At 51.4% G+C, this 24,691-nt stretch carries 27 protein-coding genes; 8 read left to right on the forward strand and 19 right to left on the reverse strand.

Translation table 11 applies throughout. The annotated features are described in order from the left end of the window. Window positions 1–521: 521 nt before the first annotated feature. Both AC1DWB_RS02800 and AC1DWB_RS02805 read left to right on the forward strand, forming a co-directional pair. Window positions 522–1,040: an RNA polymerase sigma factor gene (locus AC1DWB_RS02800; RefSeq protein ID WP_477539504.1), complete on the forward strand. Its 519-nt coding sequence runs from the start codon at window positions 522–524 to the stop codon at window positions 1,038–1,040. Continuing rightward, the gene (locus AC1DWB_RS02805) at window positions 1,037–2,092 is read left to right on the forward strand and encodes an anti sigma factor C-terminal domain-containing protein (protein ID WP_477539505.1); all 1,056 of its coding nucleotides are present in this window, start codon (window positions 1,037–1,039) and stop codon (window positions 2,090–2,092) included. Before AC1DWB_RS02800 ends, AC1DWB_RS02805 begins: the two co-directional genes overlap by 4 nt. A gap of 2 nt (window positions 2,093–2,094) precedes the next feature. Here the strand turns inward: AC1DWB_RS02805 and AC1DWB_RS02810 are convergent, their stop codons facing one another. The 12 genes from AC1DWB_RS02810 to AC1DWB_RS02865 all read right to left on the reverse strand — a co-directional run bounded on the left by AC1DWB_RS02810 (window position 2,095) and on the right by AC1DWB_RS02865 (window position 11,061). After that, window positions 2,095–2,712, reverse strand: a complete 618-nt coding sequence (locus AC1DWB_RS02810) for a DUF2087 domain-containing protein (protein ID WP_477539506.1) — start codon at window positions 2,710–2,712, stop codon at window positions 2,095–2,097. Between the two features lie 134 nt (window positions 2,713–2,846). Continuing rightward, entirely contained in the window at window positions 2,847–3,770 is a 924-nt protein-coding gene (locus AC1DWB_RS02815) for an EcsC family protein (RefSeq protein ID WP_477539507.1), read from the reverse strand. A 64-nt stretch (window positions 3,771–3,834) separates the two neighbouring features. Then, window positions 3,835–4,167, reverse strand: coding sequence for a DUF1904 family protein (locus tag AC1DWB_RS02820; RefSeq protein WP_477539508.1), 333 nt, complete (start codon window positions 4,165–4,167; stop codon window positions 3,835–3,837). A gap of 269 nt (window positions 4,168–4,436) precedes the next feature. Further along, a complete protein-coding gene (locus AC1DWB_RS02825) occupies window positions 4,437–6,038 on the reverse strand; it encodes an N-acyl-D-amino-acid deacylase family protein (RefSeq protein ID WP_477539509.1) in 1,602 nt (533 codons plus the stop codon). A gap of 135 nt (window positions 6,039–6,173) precedes the next feature. After that, window positions 6,174–6,338, reverse strand: coding sequence for a DUF1328 domain-containing protein (locus tag AC1DWB_RS02830; RefSeq protein WP_477539510.1), 165 nt, complete (start codon window positions 6,336–6,338; stop codon window positions 6,174–6,176). Between the two features lie 238 nt (window positions 6,339–6,576). After that, window positions 6,577–6,930, reverse strand: coding sequence for a hypothetical protein (locus AC1DWB_RS02835; RefSeq protein ID WP_477539511.1), 354 nt, complete (start codon window positions 6,928–6,930; stop codon window positions 6,577–6,579). 91 nt (window positions 6,931–7,021) lie between these two features. After that, window positions 7,022–7,786: a sigma-70 family RNA polymerase sigma factor gene (locus AC1DWB_RS02840; protein ID WP_477539512.1), complete on the reverse strand. Its 765-nt coding sequence runs from the start codon at window positions 7,784–7,786 to the stop codon at window positions 7,022–7,024. Continuing rightward, window positions 7,783–8,226 carry an anti-sigma B factor RsbW gene (gene rsbW, locus AC1DWB_RS02845; RefSeq protein WP_477539513.1) on the reverse strand — a complete coding sequence of 148 codons (444 nt, stop codon included), beginning with the start codon at window positions 8,224–8,226 and terminating at the stop codon, window positions 7,783–7,785. The genes AC1DWB_RS02840 and rsbW (AC1DWB_RS02845) overlap by 4 nt, the downstream gene beginning before the upstream one ends. A gap of 132 nt (window positions 8,227–8,358) precedes the next feature. Next, entirely contained in the window at window positions 8,359–8,802 is a 444-nt protein-coding gene (gene rsbW / locus AC1DWB_RS02850; RefSeq protein WP_477539514.1) for an anti-sigma B factor RsbW, read from the reverse strand. A 9-nt stretch (window positions 8,803–8,811) separates the two neighbouring features. Continuing rightward, the gene (locus AC1DWB_RS02855) at window positions 8,812–9,132 is read right to left on the reverse strand and encodes an STAS domain-containing protein (protein ID WP_477539515.1); all 321 of its coding nucleotides are present in this window, start codon (window positions 9,130–9,132) and stop codon (window positions 8,812–8,814) included. An 86-nt stretch (window positions 9,133–9,218) separates the two neighbouring features. Then, window positions 9,219–9,752 (reverse strand): hypothetical protein, encoded by a 534-nt coding sequence (locus AC1DWB_RS02860; protein WP_477539516.1) that lies wholly within the window; start codon window positions 9,750–9,752, stop codon window positions 9,219–9,221. A 172-nt stretch (window positions 9,753–9,924) separates the two neighbouring features. Further along, window positions 9,925–11,061, reverse strand: coding sequence for a SpoIIE family protein phosphatase (locus tag AC1DWB_RS02865; protein ID WP_477539517.1), 1,137 nt, complete (start codon window positions 11,059–11,061; stop codon window positions 9,925–9,927). A gap of 141 nt (window positions 11,062–11,202) precedes the next feature. Here AC1DWB_RS02865 and AC1DWB_RS02870 point away from each other — a divergent pair, with 141 nt between their 5' ends. From AC1DWB_RS02870 to AC1DWB_RS02885, 4 genes are all read left to right on the forward strand, one after another. After that, window positions 11,203–11,538: a YtxH domain-containing protein gene (locus AC1DWB_RS02870; RefSeq protein WP_477539518.1), complete on the forward strand. Its 336-nt coding sequence runs from the start codon at window positions 11,203–11,205 to the stop codon at window positions 11,536–11,538. A 38-nt stretch (window positions 11,539–11,576) separates the two neighbouring features. Beyond that, the gene (locus AC1DWB_RS02875) at window positions 11,577–11,996 is read left to right on the forward strand and encodes a hypothetical protein (RefSeq protein WP_477539519.1); all 420 of its coding nucleotides are present in this window, start codon (window positions 11,577–11,579) and stop codon (window positions 11,994–11,996) included. 98 nt (window positions 11,997–12,094) lie between these two features. Further along, window positions 12,095–12,901: a histidinol-phosphatase gene (locus tag AC1DWB_RS02880; protein WP_477539520.1), complete on the forward strand. Its 807-nt coding sequence runs from the start codon at window positions 12,095–12,097 to the stop codon at window positions 12,899–12,901. Between the two features lie 863 nt (window positions 12,902–13,764). Beyond that, window positions 13,765–14,346 (forward strand): ankyrin repeat domain-containing protein, encoded by a 582-nt coding sequence (locus AC1DWB_RS02885; RefSeq protein ID WP_477539521.1) that lies wholly within the window; start codon window positions 13,765–13,767, stop codon window positions 14,344–14,346. Here the strand turns inward: AC1DWB_RS02885 and AC1DWB_RS02890 are convergent. Continuing rightward, complete coding sequence (locus tag AC1DWB_RS02890; RefSeq protein ID WP_477539522.1) at window positions 14,339–15,106, reverse strand: helix-turn-helix transcriptional regulator; 768 nt, start codon at window positions 15,104–15,106, stop codon at window positions 14,339–14,341. The two genes, AC1DWB_RS02885 and AC1DWB_RS02890, sit on opposite strands and share 8 nt — an antisense overlap. After that, entirely contained in the window at window positions 15,058–15,318 is a 261-nt protein-coding gene (locus AC1DWB_RS02895) for a hypothetical protein (protein ID WP_477539523.1), read from the reverse strand. The genes AC1DWB_RS02890 and AC1DWB_RS02895 overlap by 49 nt, the downstream gene beginning before the upstream one ends. A gap of 89 nt (window positions 15,319–15,407) precedes the next feature. On the opposite strand from AC1DWB_RS02895, the gene AC1DWB_RS02900 reads away from it, so the two are divergent. Beyond that, window positions 15,408–16,274, forward strand: coding sequence for a hypothetical protein (locus tag AC1DWB_RS02900; RefSeq protein ID WP_477539524.1), 867 nt, complete (start codon window positions 15,408–15,410; stop codon window positions 16,272–16,274). A 67-nt stretch (window positions 16,275–16,341) separates the two neighbouring features. On the opposite strand, the gene AC1DWB_RS02905 is transcribed toward AC1DWB_RS02900, so the two are convergent. Further along, window positions 16,342–17,148 carry a TatD family hydrolase gene (locus AC1DWB_RS02905; RefSeq protein ID WP_477539525.1) on the reverse strand — a complete coding sequence of 269 codons (807 nt, stop codon included), beginning with the start codon at window positions 17,146–17,148 and terminating at the stop codon, window positions 16,342–16,344. A 340-nt stretch (window positions 17,149–17,488) separates the two neighbouring features. Here AC1DWB_RS02905 and AC1DWB_RS02910 point away from each other — a divergent pair, with 340 nt between their 5' ends. Further along, window positions 17,489–18,151: a DUF4309 domain-containing protein gene (locus tag AC1DWB_RS02910; RefSeq protein ID WP_477539526.1), complete on the forward strand. Its 663-nt coding sequence runs from the start codon at window positions 17,489–17,491 to the stop codon at window positions 18,149–18,151. A 113-nt stretch (window positions 18,152–18,264) separates the two neighbouring features. Here AC1DWB_RS02910 and AC1DWB_RS02915 read toward each other — a convergent pair whose 3' ends face one another. Genes AC1DWB_RS02915 through AC1DWB_RS02930 form a run of 4 tightly spaced genes read right to left on the reverse strand, consistent with a single transcriptional unit; the run spans window position 18,265 to window position 24,667 of the window. Further along, window positions 18,265–19,497 carry a VWA domain-containing protein gene (locus tag AC1DWB_RS02915; RefSeq protein ID WP_477539527.1) on the reverse strand — a complete coding sequence of 411 codons (1,233 nt, stop codon included), beginning with the start codon at window positions 19,495–19,497 and terminating at the stop codon, window positions 18,265–18,267. A gap of 6 nt (window positions 19,498–19,503) precedes the next feature. Further along, window positions 19,504–21,825: a DUF5682 family protein gene (locus tag AC1DWB_RS02920; protein WP_477539528.1), complete on the reverse strand. Its 2,322-nt coding sequence runs from the start codon at window positions 21,823–21,825 to the stop codon at window positions 19,504–19,506. Next, the gene (locus tag AC1DWB_RS02925) at window positions 21,783–22,874 is read right to left on the reverse strand and encodes an ATP-binding protein (protein ID WP_477539529.1); all 1,092 of its coding nucleotides are present in this window, start codon (window positions 22,872–22,874) and stop codon (window positions 21,783–21,785) included. Before AC1DWB_RS02925 ends, AC1DWB_RS02920 begins: the two co-directional genes overlap by 43 nt. After that, window positions 22,850–24,667: a HEAT repeat domain-containing protein gene (locus AC1DWB_RS02930; protein WP_477539530.1), complete on the reverse strand. Its 1,818-nt coding sequence runs from the start codon at window positions 24,665–24,667 to the stop codon at window positions 22,850–22,852. Before AC1DWB_RS02930 ends, AC1DWB_RS02925 begins: the two co-directional genes overlap by 25 nt. Between the last annotated feature and the right edge of the window lie 24 nt (window positions 24,668–24,691).

Raw genomic sequence — 24,691 nt, forward strand, 5'->3', positions numbered from 1 at the left:
AACGCCGACTGGCTTGTCGAGAGAGAATTCAGAAGGCACTATTGGCCATAAGAAAAAGCCCTCATCTCTAAGCATGATCGACATGCCTAGGGACGGGAGCTTCTCACCCGCGGTTCCACCCTAGTTGATGCATCGCGCTGTCCGCTCCTGCTGTGCTCACTCTCAAGCTTACGGATTCACGAATCCATAAGGCCGACAGTCCATCGCAACTTGACGCGAAAGTCGATCCATCCCCTTTTTCACCAAAACAGCTCCGGATTGCCTTTTTCCCCGAACCCTCACCCCAGGCTTTCACCGCCCCCGGATCGCTAATTGCAAGGTAATTTCAGGTACTATCCATCCTTCACAGCCGTACATCATTCAGTTGGACATTATTGTACCGAATTTCCAGTCAAAATGCAATGTTCATGCGCCCTGGTATCCGACCATTATAGATTGGCTGAGGTATGGCTATTAGAAATTACGTCTGCCTTGTAACAAAATCACGATACGTTCGTTTAACTAGTTGAAGGGGGCACGAGATGGAACGAGACTCGTTTACGAAACTGTTCCGCATGGTTCAACCCTCCCTTTACCGGTATCTCTATCGTATGTGTGGGTCTAAGGAATCGGCGGAGGAGCTGCTGCAAGAAACTTTTTATCGCGCCATGCTCTCGCTCCAGCTGGATGATACGAAGATGGCAAGGGCGTGGTTGTACAGGGTAGCCCGGAATTTGTTCATCGATTGGCTGCGTAAGCAGAAGGTTGAAGCGCGAATGATGCAGCATATCGAATATGAAGCGACCGGCATCAGCCCTTATCCAACCCCTGAGGAAGCGTTGCAAGCGCAGGAGAAGAGGCGGAACCTTTCGGAGGTCATGAACGCTCTTCCTGAACGATACCGGACGATATTATATTTGCGGGAAATCGAAGGTTTCTCCTATCAGGAGTTAGCGGGGACGTTGGATATTAGCATCGATCAAGTAAAAGTGAACCTGCATCGCAGCAGGCACAAGTTCAAGGAGCTCGCATCAGCTCAGAAAGGGGATCATGCGGAATGAATGAGGAATCTATGCACGATGAAGAGAAGCTGCTGCAGGATTGGGAGGCTGATAAAGAGCTGCCGGGATGGAATGAGAAGAAATTCAAACGGATGATTTGGCACACGCGGTTCGCCGTACTGCGTAGTGTCATCTTCTCGCTTGTAGCACTTGCCTTCCTCTATGCCATCTTCATGATGGTCATGAATATGATCTACGAATTTTCTGGAAAAAACGACAAGTTTGAGCGGTATGCGGAGACGTTGATTGAGACGCACGCCAGTGGAGCAATTCTGGACAAAACGAGCTCTTCTACCGCATTATCCCCACTCCTTACTCAGAAAACAACAATCAAGGTGTATCGGCAGGTAGGGGATTGGGAGGTCATTACCGGAGAAGTAACCGCACGGAAAAATGTGTTCGGATACGTCTCGTATACGCTCAATGAGAACGAACGGTATCTGCATACCAACAACGGGTATTCCTTCGTCGTGCCGCTTAATCTGCTGACAGGCGATCCGTCCCGCAGGCAGACGAGCACTTCGGTAGACCCGCTGTGGGAGCAAATCAAACGTATAGACGATGGGCACGTGGCCGAGCTGGCATTTTCCACTGCGACTGGAATGAACCCGGAACAGCTACGTCAACTATTATCCGGTTATGATGTGCGCATCAGCAGCATGCCGGTGTATAGCGGGGAGTTGAAGGACTTTAAGGATATTTCCTATTCATCCGCAGGTGGGATGAATTTCGTGCCGCATCTTACACTTCGACCGCCGGTCCATTATGAAGGGGGCAACAAAGGCTGGGTACAATCGATTACGAACAAATCGGAGTTGGAGAAATCAGCCGACCAACTGATCCCCGATGTGGAATGGTTAATCGACGAGGGTCGCTATGCGGAAGAGAAGATCGATGTGAAACGACTCGCTTATCTGAAGACGAACGGCATCCAAGTGTATGGAGCTGTAGTAACCGGCCCGATCCGGGAGCTTGAGAAGTTGCAGCAAGAGAAGGATTTCTTTCACTTCCAGCTCGGCCGGGTGGAGATATGGAATTGGTCGGAGTCTTGAGGTTAATGTAGATTTTCCCAGTGGGTCCACAGCTCGGGGGGGTTCAGCTCATACACTTCCAGCTCCCGGTACATGAATTGATGCATGATGAATTCCCGGCGAATCGTGGCAAAATCGTCATGATAGCCTTTGATCCAGGCGTTCAGTTCCTTCTCTGTGTATGTCCGGCCTTTCTCCAGCTGTGAGACCATATGCTCGAACACGATCAGCTTCTTCTTCAGCTGGGCCGGGATGTGCTTGAGCTTGCCTTCCGACGTAATAAAATTGCGAAGAACCGACTGCTTCAGCCGCTCGTCGCTCTCGCTCTTGTCCTTGCTGATATCTTCCACTTCGTCCCTCCCCTTCTTCCGCTTGTAGATCATATCTACTAATGCAGTTGCATTACTTCTAATGAAATATTCGTTCAGTGAAAAATAGATCGTATTCTTATCCCGCCGCTCCTGGATGAGGCTAACTTCCCTCAGCTTCGCGGCGTGATGCGTGATCGTGGCTGTCGAGACACAGAGCTTCTCGGCCAATACTTGCCCATGGAGCTCTCCGTCGGCCAGCAAGAGCAGCATCTTAATGCGCGTGGGGTCGGCTAACGCTTTGTGATAACTTACGATTTTATCCAACTGCATGTTTGTTTACCTCCTGGAACTGAGCTAGATGAGGCTTTTCGGAACAGTGTCCGCGCACAAAAAAACATCTAATCAGATGTAATTCTAATTAGATGTTAGTATAATTTATTGTTCATGTCAACTTGTTTTCTTCTCTACAGTTCCGCTAACCGTTCCATAATCCGGCGCTTTCGGTACAACATTTTCCCGGCTTCGGCCACATCCTGCACCGTACCTTTGTTGATGAACGCTCCGAATAGCATGCCGGCGATCGGCACCATCTGGAACAGCTTCTTCCAGCCGAAGTTGTCGCGGTACGCGGTCACTACCTCGCGCCACCCTTGCAATTGTGAGATGACTTGGGATTGGCCTCGTTCCCCGGCGAATTGTGCCAAGTCCTCCAACACGGCGCGCTTACCGACAATGTCGGATGAAGCGAACTGCAGACACTTCAAGATGAACACTCGCTCCTGTTTCTCATTCGGATCGTAGCCGTAACAGACGGAGATTTCCTGCAGCACTTTCAGCGCCATGCCGAGCAGCGCCGGTATATCTATGGCAAGCGTGAACAGCCCGCCGATTCCTGTCGTTGCGCCCTGAACGGCGGCCAGCTTGGAGCGCGACCCAGCCAGTTGGTCTGCCACCCGATCCATAACTTCAAGCGGCAATTGAGCAGCGCCCGCAATGGACAATGGGGACACTCCTTGATGCACTTCGCCTGTAGCGGGCAAGGGCGATGCCCCTTGTCGGCCCGCTGCTTCTACAGCCTCTACCGCCTCTACTGAAGCGGGAGATGCACCCTGCAGCACTACACCTGCTTCCACCGCATCTTGCTCCAGCTTGTCCAGAATGGAGCGCTGCGAGATCAAGTACCTTCCGCCCGACTGGACGTAGCTGCCCATCTCATTCAGCGCGATGCCCAACTTCTCTTGAACGATCTTCGGCGTTATTTTATCCAGCAACAGGAATGGGAGCCGACCGAGCTTTTCCCAGAACCAGAGGTCCTTCTGCCCACGCTCCCATTCCTGAATACGGCGTAACTCCACTTCCAGCTGTTCCTTCGTTTCCGTTCGATTCATAGCGCACACCCTCTCTGTTACCTTGTGTATGTTATACGTCATTCGAGAGGATTAGATCCACAGCTTATGAATCGCAGCGAGTTCCATTAATGTAATAGCTGTCTTCCCGATAGGTACGGAATGCGACTTCCACCTCGGCTATGCCCAAATTCCGTACGTGCTCGGTAAGAATCGCAGCTACCCGATTGCGGATGACATGTCCCCGCTCGAACCAGGCCACCTCAATGAAGGGGAACGTCTCAACCTGGCGGCCGTCGAACACGGACACAACAGGAAGGCACTCGAGCATGAAATTGTCTCTTCCACAGCCGCAGGCTACAGCCAGCTCGTCAACTAACGATTGGCTAATCGTGCACATTTGTTCGACGGAAAGTCCTCTTGCAACAATGTGTGGCATTTTTGTTCGTCTTCTCCTTTATGTTCTATATACCATCTAGGAGTCTGCCCGACGGACAGATATTCGTGAATATTTATTCATTGGGTTATGGAGGGATAGGGAATGGTACGTAAAGTTTACGGCCGCCTTTGAAATCAAATTGCTACCATGAAGATAAAATAAAAACAATTTGATTTCAACAGCGGTGGAGTGCCATCCCTATCCTGTAATACCCCAACAATGAATAAATATTCACCGCTCTACTTCCGTCGGACAGACTCTCCAACCCTTTACCCTCTGCCAAGCGCCCGACCCGCGAATACAGCTGTCACTTTCTCGTCCCGCACCGCGACCCGCCCGTTGACCAGCACGTGCGAGATACCTACAGGGCCGCTGCGCGACAGCTTGTAGGTCGCCGTATCCGTCACCCGGTCCTTGTCGAATATGACGACGTCCGCCGCATACCCAACCTTCAATTGTCCTCGGTCTACGAGTCCGAACCGATCTGCAGGCACCTTCGTCATCCGATTGATCATCGTCTCCAGGCGATAATTATACTCCCGGCAAAAGCGCAGCAGTCTGGGAAACGTCCCGAAGCCGCGGGGATGCGGATTTCGACCGACCGGAATGCTGTCCGAGCCGACCATGTAGTACGGTCTCGACAGCAGCTCCAGGCAGTCCTGATTGAACCGATCCCAACCTTCGTCAGATTCGAAGATCGAGTGGTGCGCATCGATAAAACCGACCTGCAAGTTCTCTTCCAGCAGCAGGTCGCAGAGCATATCCGGTACGGACTGCCCCCGTTCCTTGGCCACATCCAGGAATGTTCGGCCTATGTATTGCGGATTGTTCGGCAGATGCGTGAAATAGCCGCGCAGAGGCAAGGTGTTCTGCTCCATCCCTGCGATAAGCCGCTGTCGTTGTGATCGATCAGCAAGCCGCTCCAGCATTGCATCATAACCGCCCACCGCCCACCAGAGCGGCATCAGGATGACGACATAGCCGCTGCCGAACGGGTAGGGGTACAGCTCTAGCGATACGTCAACTCCCCGTTCATGCGCGGCATCAATGTCCTTCATAATCTTGTGTACTTGTCCCGCATCCGGAATGCTCGTGCGGTAATGGGAGAAGTGCAGCTTCACGCCAGAGCGCTCGGCAATCTCAATCGATTCCAGTACCGGGTCGACGTATTGCCCTTCACGAAATACGGTGCGAATATGCGTCACATAAACACTATCGTTCGCGGCCGCAATCTTGCATAATTCGACCATCTCATCCGTGTCTGAGAACGCACAAGGATAATAGCTAAGACCCGTGGAGAACGCTACGGCGCCTTCCTTCAAGCCTTGGTCCAGAATCGCTTGGGCTTGCGCCAGCTCCCGCCCGACCAACGGTACATCCCTCATCCCTACCGTCTCCAGCCTTAATGCGCCATGCGGTACTTGATAGGCCGTATTGATAGCGACCGTCTGATCGAACTTCATACGATATTCCCGTACGGACGACCAATCGAGCGGGATATCCGGACTGCCGTTCAGCCCCGACAGAAACTTAACATACATGTCCAGGTTATCCCGGCCAAGCGGGGCATATGATAGCCCATCCTGCCCCAGAATCTCGGTCGTAATACCTTGACTGAGCCCAGCGGCGTGCTGACGGTCCCACAATAGCATCAAGTCGGAATGGGTGTGAGAATCGATAAATCCCGGGCATACGATGTTCCCGTTGGCGTCGATAATTTCCTTCGCCTCAACTTCCGCATTCTTATCTGTCAGATCTGTGGTCGTAATAGCCGTAATACGCCCATCCTTGATGTACAGGTTCCCTTTGAACCGCTCTTTCTCCGTCCCATCGATGATCCACCCGTTCTTGATTACAATATCCGCCTGCATGTCCGCACCTCGCCTCGCAAAAGTAATTTCGTTCTTTCTGCTTCCATTATTAGGCTGTTGAGCAGATCATGCAAGCACAATATTAAGGTTGGGAACCGTTCCAACTTTTATTCGTTTCGGTTGGTGATTGTGCATTCAAACACTCCTGCGTCTTCCCAGGATGAGGGAGATGACGAACAAGATTAGGAAGACAACGAACAATACTTTGGCGATGCCGACGGCCGCGGATGCAATTCCGAAAAATCCGAATATCCCCGCCACTAATGCGATAACCAAAAATACCATTGCCCAATATAACATATAGAACACCTCTCTTCTGTTGGATGTAATGCATGTGTGTCATATGTTTTATTACCCTCTAGGCAGGCCCTTGAAACAAAATCAACCCAACCGGGGCCCACCTTAACCGTCACTATCGTCGAGCAAATACAACTAATAACGAACACATACCCAAGTATGACGAAAGACCAACCGCACCATTGGACGGTTGGTCTTTCGCATATTCGACTTCAATATTTCACAAATCGATCATCATATTCTATGTCGTTGTGTTCAGTTCCGGATCGTCGAGATGAGATCCCTGCAACTGAAGCACATAATGTTCTTTCGTCATCGTACAGTCAGCCATGATGCTAATATGAATTTGGTTTCTGTTCGGCTTAATGAAGCAATCCTGTTTCAAATAGTAACCGTTTTCTTTGGCAAGTACATACATCCAGTGAAACCGTTCCGCTGCCTCTACCGCTTGTCGTTCCGTCTCGAAGCTATGAAGCAGATTGCCACGGCTCAGAGGATTATTAGTCGATTGTATGAAGACTTGGAACGAATGGTCTTCACTCTCGTGAACTAGCAAATCACAATCTATTAAACTGATCCGGTGCTTGACTACCATTGGAACTCACCGCCTCTATATGGGATAGAAGTCATTAACCCGATCCCGCAACTTTGAAACAGTTGATGCAAGGCATAAGATTCAGGCGATGCTACTGAGGGTCCGTCATAATATTCTTCAGCTTATCAATGGCCCGCTTCTGGATACGGGATACGCTCATTTGCGAGATGCCAAGCTGACTGGCAATGTTACGCTGGGATTGTCCATCCTGATACCCGAGCAGGAGGACGCGTTGTTCATCCGGCTTCAACTTCTCCATCGCCTCTTCCAAGTCCAATCGCTTCTCAAGCGCGCTGTACTCGTCTGCTTGAACAGCGATCAGATCGCCAATCGTCGCGCTATCCCCTCCATTCGACAATGGAGTATCGAGGGACGTATAGTGATAATACTCGCGTCCAACCAATATCTCGATCGTCTCTTCCTCGGACAGCTCCAGATGGGCGGCTATTTCCTCGATCTTCGGGGAACGCTCCAGCTCAGACGTAAGGTGGTCGATCGTCTGCTGGACGAGCAGCCCTTTCTCCTTGACACGACGCGGTACTTGGATGTACCAGGATTTGTCGCGCAAAAAATTTTTCATATGACCGATCAAGCTCTTCATCGCATAAGCTTCGAATGGAATACCGAGTGTATCGTCATAGTGCTTGAACAAACGCAGCATCGACATCCGGCCTACTTGGAACAAATCTTCGAATAAATCAGATCGGCTCCTCGATATCTTGCCGGCTGCCATGCGGACAATTGGTTCGAAGTGCAGAAGCAGCTCGGTAGCGACATCGTTACAATCGGTTTCCTGGTACAGCTTAATGGTGGAGTTCGTATCAATCTGCGGCTGTGAAGATGCATTGGAATTCATGTCATCTCCTCTTTTCTGCTGAAGTGCTTAGTCATCACGACCTCCGTACCGAGATCGGTATACACGTGGACATCGTCCATAAGAGCCTGCATCATGAAGATGCCAAGTCCACCAATCTTGGCTTCGCTGAGCAGTTGATCGTGCAAGGACGTTGTTCTAAGCGCCATGTGCTCGTAATCGAAGCTGCTGCCCTCATCTTTTATCCGAATCGTGATCCCCTGATCCTCCAGATCGAATCGCAGTTCCACATTCCCGGGACTCCCCCCTTCGTAGGCATGCAGGATGGCGTTATTGCACGCTTCGGCTACCGCCACCTTCATGTCTTCAATTTCCTCGAAGGAGAATCCGGCCTTGCTAGCAATGCCATATAAGGTTAGTCTGACGATGTCCAGAAAATGGGCTTTCGCAGGAATCGTTAAGCTTACACTTGAGTTATTCATCCGAAATTATCYTTTCTCTTCCTGTAAGTTCTGTGCAGGACTTGAAGCGAGATACCTTACGGATTGATTACCCGCGTGATCGCAAGTTGAAACGTTCTTCCCAAAAACAGACGACGGATCAACGGCTATTAGTTAACCGTGGACCCGTGGCGTACGTACTGGTCTATATTTGGTAAGCGTAACTTCAGTGCCATGTTCGGTCCGGACGGACACCTCGTCCATCAGAGCCTGCATGAGATAGATTCCGAGTCCTCCGACCTGCAGTTCCTTGATGGATTCGGCTTGAACCGGTGCAGCCTGCTCGAGGACATCCTCGTGATTGAAGCTGCCGCCATTGTCCTTCACTTTTATAATAAAACTTGTCTCATCCTGCTCGAAGCTAATCTCGACCATGCCCTCACCCGGCTCCGGATAAGCATGCAGCACAGCATTATTGCAAGCCTCCCCCACTGCAACCTTCATATCTTCAATCTCCTCGTAGGAGAAGCCTGCCTTCGTTGCCATGCCGTACAAACACAATCGGGCCACATCGATATATTCCGCAAGCGCAGGTATAACCAATCGAACGTTATTCATGCTCGTCCCTTACTTCCTCTCGATTAGAAATCCGGAAATCCCCGTAAGATCAAATAACTTCATAATAGCGGACGGGATATGCCTTACTTGGAAAGCTCCCTGAATCTCGTCCCTAATCTTGACAACGGAAATAACAATACCTATTCCCGTACTGTCGATATAGTTCAATTGCCCGAAGTCAAGAATGAGTGCTTTGTCCGACTGATTCACCACGGTCTCCAGCACCGAACGAAGCTCCGTCGCGGCGGATAAGTCCAGATCACCGCTGATGTGCACAATATTAGCCTCTTTGGTCTGTTCCTGATCTATGCGAAATTTCTGTAAGGTCATAGTCTTCACTCCCAGCCATTAGGTATTTATTCAAATACTAACAAGAACATTCAGGCAATACAAGCCATGTCGGCATAGCGCATGTTTCAAGAATGGGTCCTGTGAAAATAATCGATTGACGTTATATGCTGCTTGGTCTCATCGAGAAAAAGCTTGATTGCCGCCTCCCGGCGTTTGAACACCAGCCCGTCCTCCGCTACAAAATCCGGCTGTCCCAGCTGTCCTGTCATCGCCTCCAAGGTCATCGGAATTGGGTTCCCGTCGATGTGGATCGCGCCTGCTTCCGGCAACACCCTTACAAAATCCACGTAGCCTGCACTAAAACCGACCTGAATGCCCTCGTATTGATAGATTTCCAATTGTTCCGTGTAGGGGTCGCTCTCAATATTTTCTGGCGCACCCAGATGTTCCACTACTGCTTGCTGATCGTCGTATAGGGAAATGCCTTCGACCGTCTGAAGCGCATAGGGAGGCGATGTAGAAGAAAGAGACAGTGATGCTGCCGAAGCAACATCCACAGAAACGGGTATAGCTTCGTCTTGAGGCGTGATTCCTTCATAGGAATAGCTTCCCCATAATACAACTCCGCCCAGTGCCAGACTTAATAGACTCCTATTCATCTTCTCATCATCCTCCTGCAGTCGGTTAGATTGTCGTTCAACCCCGCTTGGCACGATGCTTCAATACTTGTTATTACACCGCTAACGACCCATTGAAACAGAAAACACGCATTAATTATTCATCATTCGAATAAAAAAACGCGTGTTTTGCTGCTTATCGTATCTCAAGCATTCATGATGTAGAAATCATGACTAGACACATATCGTCCTGCTGAACTGAAGCTTCCGTTGCTGGTTGGAGTCGTGACATCAATTCATCCAGACTTGCATCCGGATCCTGCTTCAGCTGCTCCATCAGCTTAGACGTGCCGTCCTCCTGATCGCGCCCGATCCATTCGAGCAGACCGTCGGTGAAGAGCACCACCTTTACTTGCTGCTCGTATCGGAGTGTATCCTTCTGTATGTCAATCTGGTCGAAAAATCCGATCGCGCAACAACCCTCCGAAAGCAAGGCAAGCTTGCCATCGATAAGAATCAGCCCAGCCGGATGGCCTGCATTCACGTACTCGATCGTCTTCTGCTCCGTGTCAAGCACCAGGTAGATTGCCGTAAAATAATAATTGATCAGGGCGTCCGACATTTGAAGCCGGTTCATATAACGGTTCAGCTCACGCATCACTTCCTCGGGATCGGAAATGCGCATAATCGTATCCTGCAGGGCTGAGTAGATGTACATGCAGATCAGTGAAGATGAGATACCGTGCCCCATCATATCCAGCAGGATAATGCCGTAGCGGTTCGGACCGATCCGATGCCAGGCATAAAAATCACCTGCAAGCTCGGAGGAGGGCTCGTACACCGCGCTGATCTTCACGTGCCTATCCTGGATCGGCTCACTCAGCACACTGCGCTGCACTTGCTTGGCCAGATCTAGCTCGTATTGGATACGCTTGTCCCGCTCCTTGTGCCAGTCCTTCTCCAGCTTCAATCGAAAAGCTGAGCGGATGCGGGCGAGCAGCTCCACTCGATTGATCGGCTTCATCACATAATCGCTCGCTCCAGCATCTAACGCTTCAGCCAACTTGTTGGAGTCTCCTAGTGCAGTTACGAAGATGATCGGGATGTCCCGGAGCCGCTCCTCCTGCTGGATTCGTCTACACGCCTCCAGCCCGTCGATCTCCGGCATCATCATATCCATGAGGATCAAGTTCACTGGCACCTCAGCCGTACTCGTGGATTCCATATCCAACAGCTTGAACAGCTCCATGGCCGATGAAGCCATCAACAGGTCTTGATACCCTTCTTTGCGTAATATTTTCTCAATGATCAGCAAGTTGGTCTCATTGTCGTCCACAATAATAATGCTCATCTATTCGTCCCCCTTGCGGGATTGTTTCGTTCTCTGCTCTTATTGTAGTTATACCATATTGTTTCAAATCGTGAACAGCAGGTTAATAGAGTATTATCGAACGCAGCTACACTAATTTGGCATACAAGGAGAGGATTCTATATGACTACCGAGACAAGAAGAAGTGGACTTATGAAGGGTATCGTTATTGGAGGAGCCGTTGGCGTCGTGTCTTCCTTACTGCTCGCTCCCAAATCTGGCGCACAACTGCGGCGAGAGTTGTCCAACCGATGCCGGTCCGCACTTGAGAAAACCCAGGATTTCGCCGCCACGATCCGGGACAAAGGCAAGAAAGTCGCTACTGATGTGAGCGATCACACCTCCGAGTTGATTGAACAAGCGAAGGATGCCAAGCAGCAAGTGGCCGATACGCTGCAAGCCGCCAAGATGAGCGTTCAGAAGAGCGCTAGCGAAGAGAGCAGTAAGCACAATTCATGAGTGCCAAGCAGATTAGATTTCGCGAGGAGGGATTGGATGTGGACAAAGCAACCGTGTACCAAAAGCTGGCGGAGCTTGGACTAGAGCGCATCGAATATACAGAGAGAGCGATGTATAAGCTCAACATTGTGGATGAGTCGTCGAAGGTGAGTTACCCGATCATCTTGACGACCCACACTTGTGACCAAGGCGATACGATCGTCAAGTTCGAGGAGGCTTCCTTTGGGGGCGGCGAGTCTGTTCCCCGGAGCATTCGGAAAGCGGCACTCGACAAGTTATCCGAGCTGGAACAGCTATTCTTAGTGCCCTCGCAGACGAAGGGACTCGCTGAAGTCCAAAACGGCTCTATGGCACCGGATGAAACCGAGATGAAGAAGCTAGGCAACCAAATGAAGAATATGAAGACGAATACGGAGCTGATGGACCAGGATATGATCCCGGATCCAGTCCAATATTGAGGCTGACCAACAGACTTAGGTTATACCCCCTGCCATCTGAGGATGTGATACAATGAAATCTATATCATTACCAACCTTCAGATCAGGGGGAACGATTCATGCGATTCGACTATCATACGCACCACCACCGCTGCGGCCATGCCTCAGGGGAAATACGGGATTATATTGAGTCTGCTATAGCCGGAGGCTTATCCTATATCGGCATTTCCGACCACTCTCCATTCTTCGGGGAAGACGTCGACCGCTTCAAGCCCGGCATCGCCATGGGAAAAAGCGAGTTCCCTGCATACATAGCCGAAGTACTTCGGCTCAAAGAAGAGTATCGGGATAAGATCACGGTGCTGCTGGGTGTGGAATCGGACTTCTTTCCTGAGCATGCAGCCGTGTATAGGAGTGTCTACGCTCAATATCCGTTCGACTATATCATCGGGTCGGTTCACGTGTCTGGCGGTCGCAGCATCTTCGACCGGACGCGGTGGGAAGGCATTGATGAAGCCGGTATGCTGCGCGATAAGGAAGCCCACTTCCGACTTGTAGCGGAGTCAGCGAGAAGCGGCATGTTCGACATCCTCGCCCATATCGATGCGATCAAAGGGTATTTGCCGGCCATCAGCGAAGTGAAAACCGATGTCGTTGACGAGACGCTGCGAACGATAGCCGAATGCGACGTCGCGATCGAGATCAACACGTCGGGTAAGGGCAAATCGTGCGGCGGCTGGTATCCTTCTTACGAAATATTGGAGCGTGCGCACTACTTCGGCGTGAAGCCGACATTCGGGTCCGACTCCCACGTGCCCGAACGAGTCGCCGATGAGTTCGAAGAGGTGCGCAGCACCTTGAAGCAGATCGGATTCAAGGAATGGGCCGTGTTCGAGCAGAGGCAACGGAAGATGGTCCAATTGTAGGCAGTTTATAGTAAAACCTGACTGGTGATCGTTTCCGGTCAGGTTTTTTCTATAGGGGTGAGGCTTAACCGATCGGACACAGAAGCTCTTATTTGTTGATTTTGGGGTCAATTCGCTTTCTATCGGACCCAGGATCCCTTATTTGCCTCTAATGGAGCCCAAACGCATGAAATCGTGTGGAATAAGGGCTGCTGGGTCCGTAAGGATCGTGCAACAGAGGCGTAAACAGCAAATAAGGTCTCTGGTGTCCGTTCAATTGGTCGAGCTCGCTGGTGGGACCCCATATTCACTGGCATGCTCACTTCCTCCACACGCCCCAGTTTTTAGGGTTCTGGGGGGGACTGAGGCTGTCCCCTTAGTTGCTTACCTTGAAGGATGCAGTAAAGCTCGAATGAGTTGAATAAATGGGGTTCAGTCGCATTCGGGAAGTTGGTACTAGGTAGAAAGCAATTGTCGTAGAGCTCATTCGCACGAATCCTGCAAAAGTGCAGGATTTTTGATCCGTTTGCACCCGAATGCGGACAGGGAGGGAGCGAAAATCCTGCACCATCATTTCGGAATTCGAAGAGGTAACATGGAAAAAACGTATCTACTTGAAGGAAAGAAGAACATGAGAGGGCAGGTTGAGGGAGTGGAGAGGCGTCAGCGATCGTAAGATCAGCAGTTGCATCGGTCGTAACCACTCTACCTGCCCGCCCCCACGCGCTAACTGAACTCATCCACCAAGGACCGTCCGGTGATTGACCTACCTGACGGTATTTCTTATATTCTCACTTCCGCAACATAATACGTTGCGATCATATGGTACGGTATGCAATATGGTTTCAATGATTCCAGTAGTTTTTCTATACCGACAGGAGGGATTGTCTATTCAGAACCGTTTATACGACGCCGTAAGAGTCGGCCATACGAGAATGGCCGAGCGATTGATACGCTGGGGCGCGGATATGGAGGAGGTTGATCATCTAGGCTTGACCCCACTTATGCTGGCCGTTCGTCACGATCATGTTCCTATTGTTCGAATGTTGCTCGAACATGGGGCTGATGTGCATCAGCCTGGACCAGGTGACAATACACCCATGATGATGGCGGCTGCCAACGGCTCGCTTCCGTGCATGAACTTACTGCATGAACGAGGAGCGAGCTTGGACAACGTGTTGTTCAGCTGTGTGCTCCACAATCGGGTGCGTGCTGCCGAGTCCGTATTGAATATGGGCGCCGATGTCAATGAATCGAACGAGTTGGGCATAACCGCCCTGATGGCCGCCACGATGAACGCGAATATTCCGATGCTGTTGCTGTTGATCTCCAAGGGATGCCGTCTCGACGCTCGGGATAAGTACGGCAATACGGCTCTCATGTACGCGAACCGCCACGGTCGGCATGCAATAGCGAGAATTCTACTACGCAGCGGAGCGTCCTCAGGTCCGGTTCGACTTACATAAGCTTGTACATACGCGCCATATCGCCAATGGTTTGTTTCAGTTTCTCGCGCAGGCTATCAGGCTGGAGCACTTCCACCCAAGTGCGCTGCTGCAGCAGCCAGAACAACAAACTGTCTTCCTGAGCGACCATCACTTGATACACTTCCCTACCCTCTTCTAGCCGAACAAATGAATGAACTGGGAATGTTGGTTTCAAATAAGAGACCAGCCAAGGCTCGACCTTCAATACGGCTCGAATCGATTCGTTGTCGGACGTATGCATCAGGTAGGCATGGTTGACATGCTCGCCAGGCTTGAAGTAGTCCGCACCATGCTGATGTTCCTTGAAGGAGTGACGAGTGATCCGGGCGGAACGAACACGGTCCATCCGAAAGTGCTTAACAGCCGGAGAGGCTGTTCCCTCATCAGGTCTTGCAATCAGGTACAGATAACCTTGGTCAAACGCGATGGAGAGCGGTCGCAGATGATGGGTCTTACTCTCCTTCCGGGCGTTCACATATTGAAGCTCCACCACTTTCCGCTCCGCGATGCACGTGTAGAGCAGCTCGATCGTTCCCAGCACACTCTCCCCGGTTATGGGGACATAGTGATAGTCGAACGTTTCCGTCAGCTTCCGCAATGCATACCGTTCCCGCTTGTTAAGCTGATCCAGAATCATGTGGCTTATCTGCTGCACATCCTCCTTGTTCAAGCAGCGGGAGCCGTACAGCACTAGCGGATCATGTAGCAGCGAACGAGCAAGGAGTCGTTCTTCTTCCATTTGTATACTTTGTTCATGCGGTCGTACACAATGTCACCTTGATCGGTATCCAACGCTTCACGTATATAGCGGATGTCCTTCTTGATCGTCTCCCGGTGTTTGTTATACAAGACGGCTGCTCGGTCGGGATCGAGCTCACCGTCGTGGCGCAGCTTCTCATAGATCCGTATGATCCTCGAGAGCGAATTCGCAAGTTCTTCGTTCATCTCCATGTATGGCATACCTCGTCTTGTATTGTTAGTAGGATGAATTATACTGTGAAAAGAACTAATTAACACCATAAAGGAGCTGTATCTGCATCATGGATTACAATTTAAATGGTCTTCTTACCTATTGGAAAACGGTATTCTCCTCTACAGATCCTGTCGGCCACCTGAAGGCGAGTGAGAATTGGAGCCAAGTCCCTCCGTCTGTTCACGCCAAGTTCGATGACAACTTTCTTCCGGAACCCTTCTACGGCTATTTTCATGAAACGGACAACCTGCAGGATGACGTTCTTCTGCTGCTTATTAACCCAGGTGAAGTCCCCGACGATGATTTAACTGCCCGCTATCCCGCTGACAGCATTTCGGCGAGCCGTGCACTCTGGAATAAAGACACGATCTCGAGACATCTGTCATGGACATCGCAAGACTTTTATGACAAGGAGCCGATCAAGTGGCGGGAAGAGAGGAGAAAGGGCATAGAGAGAATTCTCGATCAGAATGTGAGATTCCTCCATACGATTGAATTTTTCCCGTTTCACTCCAGGGATTGGACCGTTGATGTACAAAGTCAGCAGAAATGGATCTACGAGCTGAAGTCGACCAAACTATCATTGGGGGCTATTCGTGACCTGGCGAAGGAGAAACAGCTGAAGGCGATCGTGGGCTTGAATAAAGTGTGGAAGGATATCCTTGAAGCGGATAATGGCATCCTGCAGCCTGAACAAGTAACCGAGGTTGAGATATGGAGACCCAGCAAGTCGAAGTGGTCATTCCAGATCAGTTTGTACGAATTTGCCGACGGCTCCCTCCCTATTCTCATTACCCGGCTGGGTGGGGGGCACATTAAATTGCCTAGCGACCCAGCGGCTATCCAGGTGATCCAAGCGTTGCTGCGTCATGAGCCTCTTCCAGAGGCGATAGGTTCGGATCAATTGCGAGTCCGTACACGACAATTGAGGTAGGTAATGGAGCGCATCGGCAGGAGGGAGTTGCTCCCCTCTGTCGATGCTCGCGACGATTGYTAGTCAGCTAGCCTATGCCAAAAAATCTTTTCGCCGTATCCGTTGTTGCCATAGCTACTTCTTCCGGTTGTTTCCGCATACTTAGAGCGACCGCCTGCAGGATGTGCGGAAGATAAACCGGTTCATTCCGCCCATCAGCAGGCTTCACCTTCAAGTCACGCGGTGTTAGGAAAGGCGCGTCGGTCTCGATCATCAAACGATCCAGCGGGATGGTGCGCACGAGCTCACGCAGATGCTTACCACGCCGTTCATCGCAAATCCATCCCGTTATGCCGATGTATAATCCCATCTCCAGATACATTTCAAGCTCCCTGGCGCTGCCAGTGAAGCAGTGAACCACCGCACGGTCTATGCCTGACCGGTACGTGTTCAACATGGCCTTGAAGTCGTCGTAGGCATCTCGTTCATGAAGAAACAACGGCATCCGCAGCTCAGCGGCTACTTGGATTTGCCTCTCGAACCATTTCCTCTGCACATCCCTCGGCGAGAAATCCCGATTGTAATCCAGTCCGCACTCCCCGATCGCGACAACTTCCGGGGTAGCTGCTAACTCCTTGATTTTTTGCATAGCAGCTTCGTTGCAATGTTTGGCATCGTGTGGATGAATGCCCGCCGTAGAGTATAGCTTACCGGGGTGTCGGCTTGCGTATCGAGCTGCCTCTACACTGTTGGTCAGACTCGTACCTGTGATGATTAATGGCCCGACGCCTGCTGCCTCCGCCTTGGCCACGACCTGATCGCGATCCTTTTGGAAGGAACGATGCATCAGGTTGATGCCAATATCTATAAGTTTGGTTTGTTCCGGTGTGTTCATTTGTACAATCACCTTACTCTTTCGCGTTCTGTTTTTCTCCATTATAGCGAGGAGTCGACCTGTGTGCCGGGAATGTTTGATTACAATCAATTTCGGAACCTGCACGGTATTTGATGCGCGCAACAATTCTTTCCAATTTATCGTCAAAGAAATAGTATGGTGTACAATTTGTTAGATAAACACCAACTTAAAGGGAAGACGGAGAAGGAAATTGTTAGCTTGCTAGGAGAGCCCTAGCAGAAGATAGCTGAACCTGATCTGCAGTATGTTTACTACTTGGGAGGGCCGGGTCCATCTTCGCCATATTCAACAACTTCAATATGTATGGAGGGTGATGACTTTGAAGAAGTTTATGTTAGGCTTACTATGTGGAATCGCAATAGCAGCAAGCTCCGTCGTTTATGCGTCCGATACGATTCAGGCCTATTTATTTCCCGCCAAATTTGTATTTAACGGTCAAACTAAAGAGCTTAGCGGCGGGTACACCACTTTGAATTACATGGGTCATGTCTATGTCCCTGTTCGATTTGTAGCGGAGAGCTTAGGAAAACTCGTGAAGTATGAAGAAGACACCAAAGTGATATCGATTGATGACACCAATTTAAGCACAAAATTAACATTGGATGCATTTCTTTCCTTCGCTTCCCAAGGGAAAATAAAAGGAATTGATTTCGGTATCGACTCGAAGAAAAAGGATGTTATACGCAAATGGGGCGATCCCCAAAAAACGGGCTCTTGGCAGACGGAGTATTACTCTTGGTTTGATTACTATTATTTCTTTTCCAATCCGGACGAAAGCGTCGGAGCCATTCGGATTGCCGGAAATACGATCAAATACACTGTAGATGAAATTAAGAAGGCGCTGGGACAACCTGGTAACGAAGGAATCAATGATATCGAAAATGGTTGGTACCTGTATTACGAAGCAGGGAAATATGAAGTATTCTTCAATGCGGAGAGCAAAAACGGTGATGTGCGGTCATTGACGCTCAAGAAGCGTTAATCCGGCTATTGGATTGAATCTCAGAAGAACGTTCGTTAATACCGAAAGGGCTGCCTCGTGGCAGCCCTTCGTTATATTAAATGTAAGCTGCTTGTGTTATCGCGAAGGGGAGCTTACGTAGCCCTGGCTCCCCGCACACGCTCCGCCAATTGGGCCAGATCATGACCTTTCAAAGCTCCTTCAATCAGTTCCGGCAGCCGGTCTGGCGAACACCCGAAACATGGAATGCCGAAGGAGGCGAGCTTCTTCGCTACCGCTTCATCATAGGAAGGATTGCCTTGATCGGACAAGGCAAGTAAACAAATGACTTTGACCCCCGCTTGATGCAGGCCTTCCAGTCTTTGCAGCATTTCCGACCGATTCCCACCCTCATACAAATCCGATACGAGGATCAGCAATGTTTTCTTCGGCTCGGCTACAAATGATTCGCAATAAGCGATCGACTTGTTAATATCCGTTCCGCCTCCAAGCTGAATCCCGAACAGCATATCGACCGGGTCCTCCGCACACTGCTCGCTCAGATCGACAACCTCTGTGTCAAATGCAACGACTTTCGTATCCAGAGCCGGCATGCTGGCGAAGATGGAACCGACAATCGAAGCATAAATAACCGAATTGGCCATAGAGCCACTCTGGTCAATATCCAGAATAACTGTCCATTCTTTACTTCTACGCGCCCTGTCGTAAAAGTAAACCTTCTCCGGAATAAGCAGCTTCCTCTCCTGATCAAAATGCTTCAGATTACGACGAATGGTCCGATCCCAGTCCAGTCCTGTAAGTGAAGGCAGAGGCGAGTGCCGCCTCCGGTTGAGAGCGCCTGTAACCGCTCGTTGCAGGTCATGCGAGAGCCGCTTCATGATTTCGTCTACAACAGCAGCAACGAATTGTCTTGCCGTATCCTTGGTCTTCTCCGGGATCTTCCCCTTGAGTGCCATAAGTGTCGCCACCATATGAATATCCGGCTTGACTTGCGACAGCAGCTCTGGTTCGAACAACAGCTCCTTGAGCCCTTTGCGTTCGATGGCGTCCGATTGAATGACCGAGACGACATCCGACGGGAAGAACGTACGGATATCGCCCAACCATTTGGCCAACTTCGGCGATGAGGGCCCGAGTCCTGCGCCTTTGGAGCCTCCTGCCCCTACCCCTGTTCCCGCGCGAGTCCCATTCCCTGAGCTGCCGTCTGTTCCATACGTCTCATCGTAAATAGCCGCCAGCGCCTCATCCATCACGATGGTCTCCTCATCCAGTAGCCCTTGCGGGTTGAATGACTGCAGCTTCTCTTGCGAGGCTGCACCCAGGATCAATCGCCAACGTTTCACCTTTTCATGCTCAATCGTATTCATAGGCCGCTACAAATCGCCGAAATCAAACTCATTGAGCTCATCCAGCTTCTCCTTTTCTTCTTGGCTTAACGGACGCTGCAAGGCAGCACCGGTAGAATCAGCGTCTGCTCCCCACAGGTCGCCCATCATCTCGGCTACAGCCGCCTTCTCCTTCGCTTCGAATGTACCGAAGGCTCGGCGCAGAAACACCAGCGAGCGGCGGAACGCATCTGCATCCAGCGATTGAATGTATGCGTCCAGCTGCGCCCATAGCGAGACGCGGGACAACAGCGCATAGCGATTGCGCATCGATAGCCCTTCGAACCACCCAGCGCCCAGGTCTACGGGAATACCGGGTGAGAGGCGCCGTGATACTTCCTGGGAACACCGCTCGTCGGAAATCTCGTTGCGCTCCAGCAGAATGGCGAAGGAGAAGCCGGACAACTTGGCATTCCGGTCATCCCGGGAAGCCAACTCTTGGAGCTTCACGAGCCACAGCCGATCATCAACCGTCTCCCAATGGTCCTGGGCTACGGTATGCAGCGCTTGAATCGCCTTCACCATCCCTTGTGCAGCATCATCATTGCAAGCGGCGGCGTCGATCAGCAGCAGTGCCCCCCGCAGAAAAAGCTGCTGCAGAAGCGGAATCAACGTCTCCGTCTGCATTCTCCTCAGCGACCCGTAGCGTATCAGCACAGAGAGTTCATAGGTTGCAGCAGCTACTTGTTCGAAGTTCCCGGCATCCACAGCAAGCTGCTGCAATGCCGCCAAGGCTTGCTCCATTAACAGCTCCATCGCACAGTCACAGGCGATGCGAATAATCCGAGATGCTTCCGCGATGTCGGTGCATTGCTCCAGTCGTTCCTTCAGCACGAACGCGGCCGCCAACTCAATCGTTTCACCCTTCAGCACGCTCTCCACCGCTTCGATCTCGGCTTCTGGCGTCCAGCGAAGTACCCAGTGCTCCGCCCAAGATGCGGAATCTTGGCTGACTCGCTGCTTCTTGGCGAAGCTAATACCAAGCAGCTCCAACCGATGCAGCAGCACAGACCGATTCAAATCGAGATAGGCAGCTTGCTCCGACTGCACCTTGCGGTTCTCTCGCAAATCCAACTCCAACGTCGTCGCGACCAAAGACTTGTATTTCTCCAGCTTCAACCGCTTCAGCTCTCGGTTGAGATCGTCCTGAATCGGCGTTTGGCTCACTCCATCCGGTAAGCTGCCGATCGTTGTGCCCACGTCGGTTCGGGCCAACGCTTCCGCAATGACCGACAGCTCACCATACCCCAAACCTACTGTGGCCGCATCACGCAAGTCTCGCCAAGTTGGCTGACTGCCATCATGCATAGACGCAAGCGCTTCAGCCAACCGCACCGTCTCGATCACGGAAGCCGTGGATCGATACGTTCCATGCTCCCTCAGATGCGTTGCTACATGGGATAAGTATAAGGTAGGGAGCCTGCTCAAATCCCCTCGCTTCAGACACTGCCAGAACAGCTCATAATAAGCAGGGGCTTGATTGCCCGCTCCATAGCCGGAATGGGTGGACAGCTTGTAGTAAGAGTACGGCATCAACGTGATTCGTGTGGATACCCGGGGCAAGGCGCTAACCTCGACATCCGTCATAATCGGCAGCCTGAAGTCCAAGGCGGAAGCATGGTGCGCACCTGTTACTACGACAATGTTGCGAGGCTCATGCCCAGACAAGATCGTTTCCTGGATGCTCCGCCGCATATACGCTTCTCGAATTTCATTATAGGCGGCTTCCTTCGGTGCCAGGTCCCACTCTTCTGGCTCAGTTACGGCTCGGAACTGTTCAGAGTAGGCGGCTATCGATTTCCGGTAAGCGTCCGGCTGCAGGTTGTGTTCGTAATACCGCTCCCAATACGACTCATAATCATCCTCACCTGCATGCTCTGCCACTTGTTGATACAAGGCCGCACCTTTTCCAACTTCACCACCTGCTCTTCTCCGTTCATAGAGAGCGAGAGAAATCTCAGACGGCAAATCTATGAATGCGGCATGAACCCCATTGGCGGCGGCCCAACTGAACGCCTGATATTCGGGGGAATACTCAGCGAACGGATAGAGCAGCGTCCGCACAGGCAGTTGATCCGTGTAAGCTAATATCGCGATCGGGGGAACAACTCCCCGTGAAGTCAACTGCGAGATGTAGGCGCTGGCATCAGTCGGCCCTTCGACCAATACCGCCGTCGGCTTCACCTCATCCAGGAAAACGCGCAGGTGGTATGCTCCCGCCGGGGATAGGTGCCGAATGCCGAAGACTTGGAATCCATCCCCGTTCGTTACTGGTTCATCTCCGAGCACGCGTGGTACAGATTTCGCCATGTCGATCCCCGCTTTTTCATCACATTTTCGAGATATTCTTTCCAGGCTGCGCGATCCTTGTCCTCGTCCTTAACAATCGCACCCTGCAGTCCTGCCGCTAGATCATCTTCCCGGATTTGCCCATTCCCGAAGCTTGCCGCAAGTGCCATACTGCCGGTCAAGAGAGAGATCGCTTCCGCCGTCGAGATCACGCCGCTCGGTCCCTTCACCTTTTCCTTGCCATCGAGTGTCATCCCGCTTCTCAGTTCCCGGAATATCGTCACCACCTGCCGCACCGCATCGTCATCCGGAAGGGTCGCCTTCAGCTCATAGCTGGACGAGATTTCGCTAACGCGCTTCCGCACAATCTCCACTTCGGTCTCCACATCGGAAGGCGATGGAAGCACGATCATATTGAACCGCCGCTTCAATGCCGCGGACATCTCGTTCACGCCCCGGTCCCGCGTATTGGCCGTTGCGATAATCGAGAATCCCCGTACCGCAGACAGCTCACGGCCGAGCTCGGGAATCGAGATCGTCTTCTCGGACAAGATCGAGATCAAGGCATCTTGAACCTCTGACGCGCATCGGGATATTTCCTCGAACCTCGCAATTCCTCCCGTCTCCATAGCTCGGAATATAGGGCTCTTAATGATCGCCTGGTCGGACGGACCTTGTGCCAGCAGCATGGCATAATTCCAAGAGTATCGAACATGCTCTTCGCTGGTTCCCGCCGTCCCTTGAATAACTTTAGCGGAGTCCCCATGAATGGCGGCCGTCAAATTCTCGGAAAGCCACGATTTCGCTGTCCCAGGTTCGCCGATCAGCATTAATGCCCGATCCGTCAGCAATGTAGCTATAGCCATCTCTACCAGCCGCTTGTTGCCGATATATTTGGGCGTGATTGTGATCCCGCCAGCCTTTCCGCCTACTAGGAAAGTTAGAACCGCCTTAGGTGAAAGCTGCCACCCGGCTGGCTTGGCATCCTGGTCCGCCCCCCTCAACGCCTCGAGCTCATGCGCATACAGCCGCTCGGCTGGCAATCTTACGACATCTTGTTTCGTATCCATCCCCATAATCCCAATCCCTTCTCCTCTTGGTCCGCCTGTTCCGGTTTATGGCTTACTTCTTCTGCGATTTCCAACACTTGCTTCTTCACGTTCTCATGAGGCAATGATTCGGCAAAATCCCGCAATCGATCTGAATAGGTCCGAGGCAGCAGGGACAACAGGGTGAGTTGAGCCCGGTCCAAGTAGTACAGCTGCTTCTTGCCGACGCTCTCCACTATGTTTATGAGTAGCTCGGGTGCTCCTATGTAGCCGATTCGGAATAAAGCCAACAGTACATGAACCGTTCTCGTTTTGCTGAACACTGGAGCTGCTTGGCATTTGGCCACTAAGTAGGCAGCAATTGTTGCATCCGGCCGATCCGCGAGCCTGCATACCATCTCTTCATCATCGATCTCTGCGAATACATGGACCCACCTAGGATCCCATTCCCGGTCAAGGCCTGTCGCATCTGCAGAAGAATCAGAGTCGGAATCAATTGACTCTCGATATAACGACTGGGACAAAGAACGCGTATTCCGCTGGAACACCCCCAGCATTTGCTGACGGTTACCGCTTACGGAAGCGGAAAAGCGTTCATATACTTCCTTGGGTGTCTGGTTTCGAAGGGCGGCTTGGAAGCTGTAAGCAATGAATTTACCTTTAAAGGTATGCTGAAGACCAAGCAGGAATTGGTCTGCTTCCTCTGTTCTCATCCAGAGTAGCTGTTTGGCCACTGCATCTTGAACCGGCTCTGTCTCAATAAGGATGAACTCCGGCGTGGATAAGAGCTTCTTGTAGAGCGCCAATACTTCTGCCTCCCCTTTCTCATCCAGGCAGTAGACGTCTGCGAGCAGTTGCTGAACAGCTGGTTCCACGTTCGTCTTCTGCAAGATCTGCTCCAGAGAGGTTTCAGCATTGTCCAGGATAAGCCGGGTTAGATCGGCAGCCGAACATTGTTGGATCGGTACGATTGCCATTTCACGGTCTTTGGAGGTCAGAGCCCGGTATAGACGGCCAACCGCTTGCTTCGTCCCCAGCTTCGATAAGGCGAATAATGCCGCTTGACGTACTTCCTTGCGTTTATCATCTGCCAGCTCCAATACATAGTCTTCCTGTGCAGGATAATGGCCCAGCAATTGGGTGGCCGCAGCTCGGACTTCCACGGACCCTTCCTTCGCTGCTTGCAGCAGCAGCTCCATGCTAGAGGAGGGCAGCAGATTATGAATGAGCTCCAACCTCCGCGCATCTGCTTTGCCACCACCCAGTTGCAGTTGATGCCGCAAGGCGGGGAGCGCCTCCTGGCCGAATGCTGGGATAATACTACGATGAAGCAGCTCCGCTATTTCCGTAAAAGGATCGTCGAGCGCTTGGACAGCGACAGGGATCACGCGAAAATCCAGAAACAATCGATCCTCGTAAGCTTGGCGAAGCACTTCCAGTCTCCCCTGCCCTCTGGTCGTAAGCGCCTCAATAACCGGCTGCAGCTTGCGATAGGGGAGCACGGTGGACAGCTGTAACTTTGTACCTTCCACAGGAAGGAGTGCTTCTTTCGTCTCCGTCTTGCCTTGCGTGTACAAGACAGAATTCAGTAAGCTCCCTAGCTCAAGAAGCTTGGACGAAGAACCGGACGCATCGGCTTCGAGAATTTCACTTACCGCTTGCGCCATTCTTTTGAAGATAGGGGCGGACTCACCGAGCTTGAGCAATTGGGGCATGATTCGCTGCAAACGCAAGTCCCCTGCCGCCATCCCGCTACCCGCTACAAACAACCGTCTCACTTCAAGCCGAAGCTCGAACAACACTTCTATGCTCATAAGATTCGTCTCCTGATTCTTTCC

The organism is Paenibacillus sp. P4_E11 (assembly GCF_056401635.1).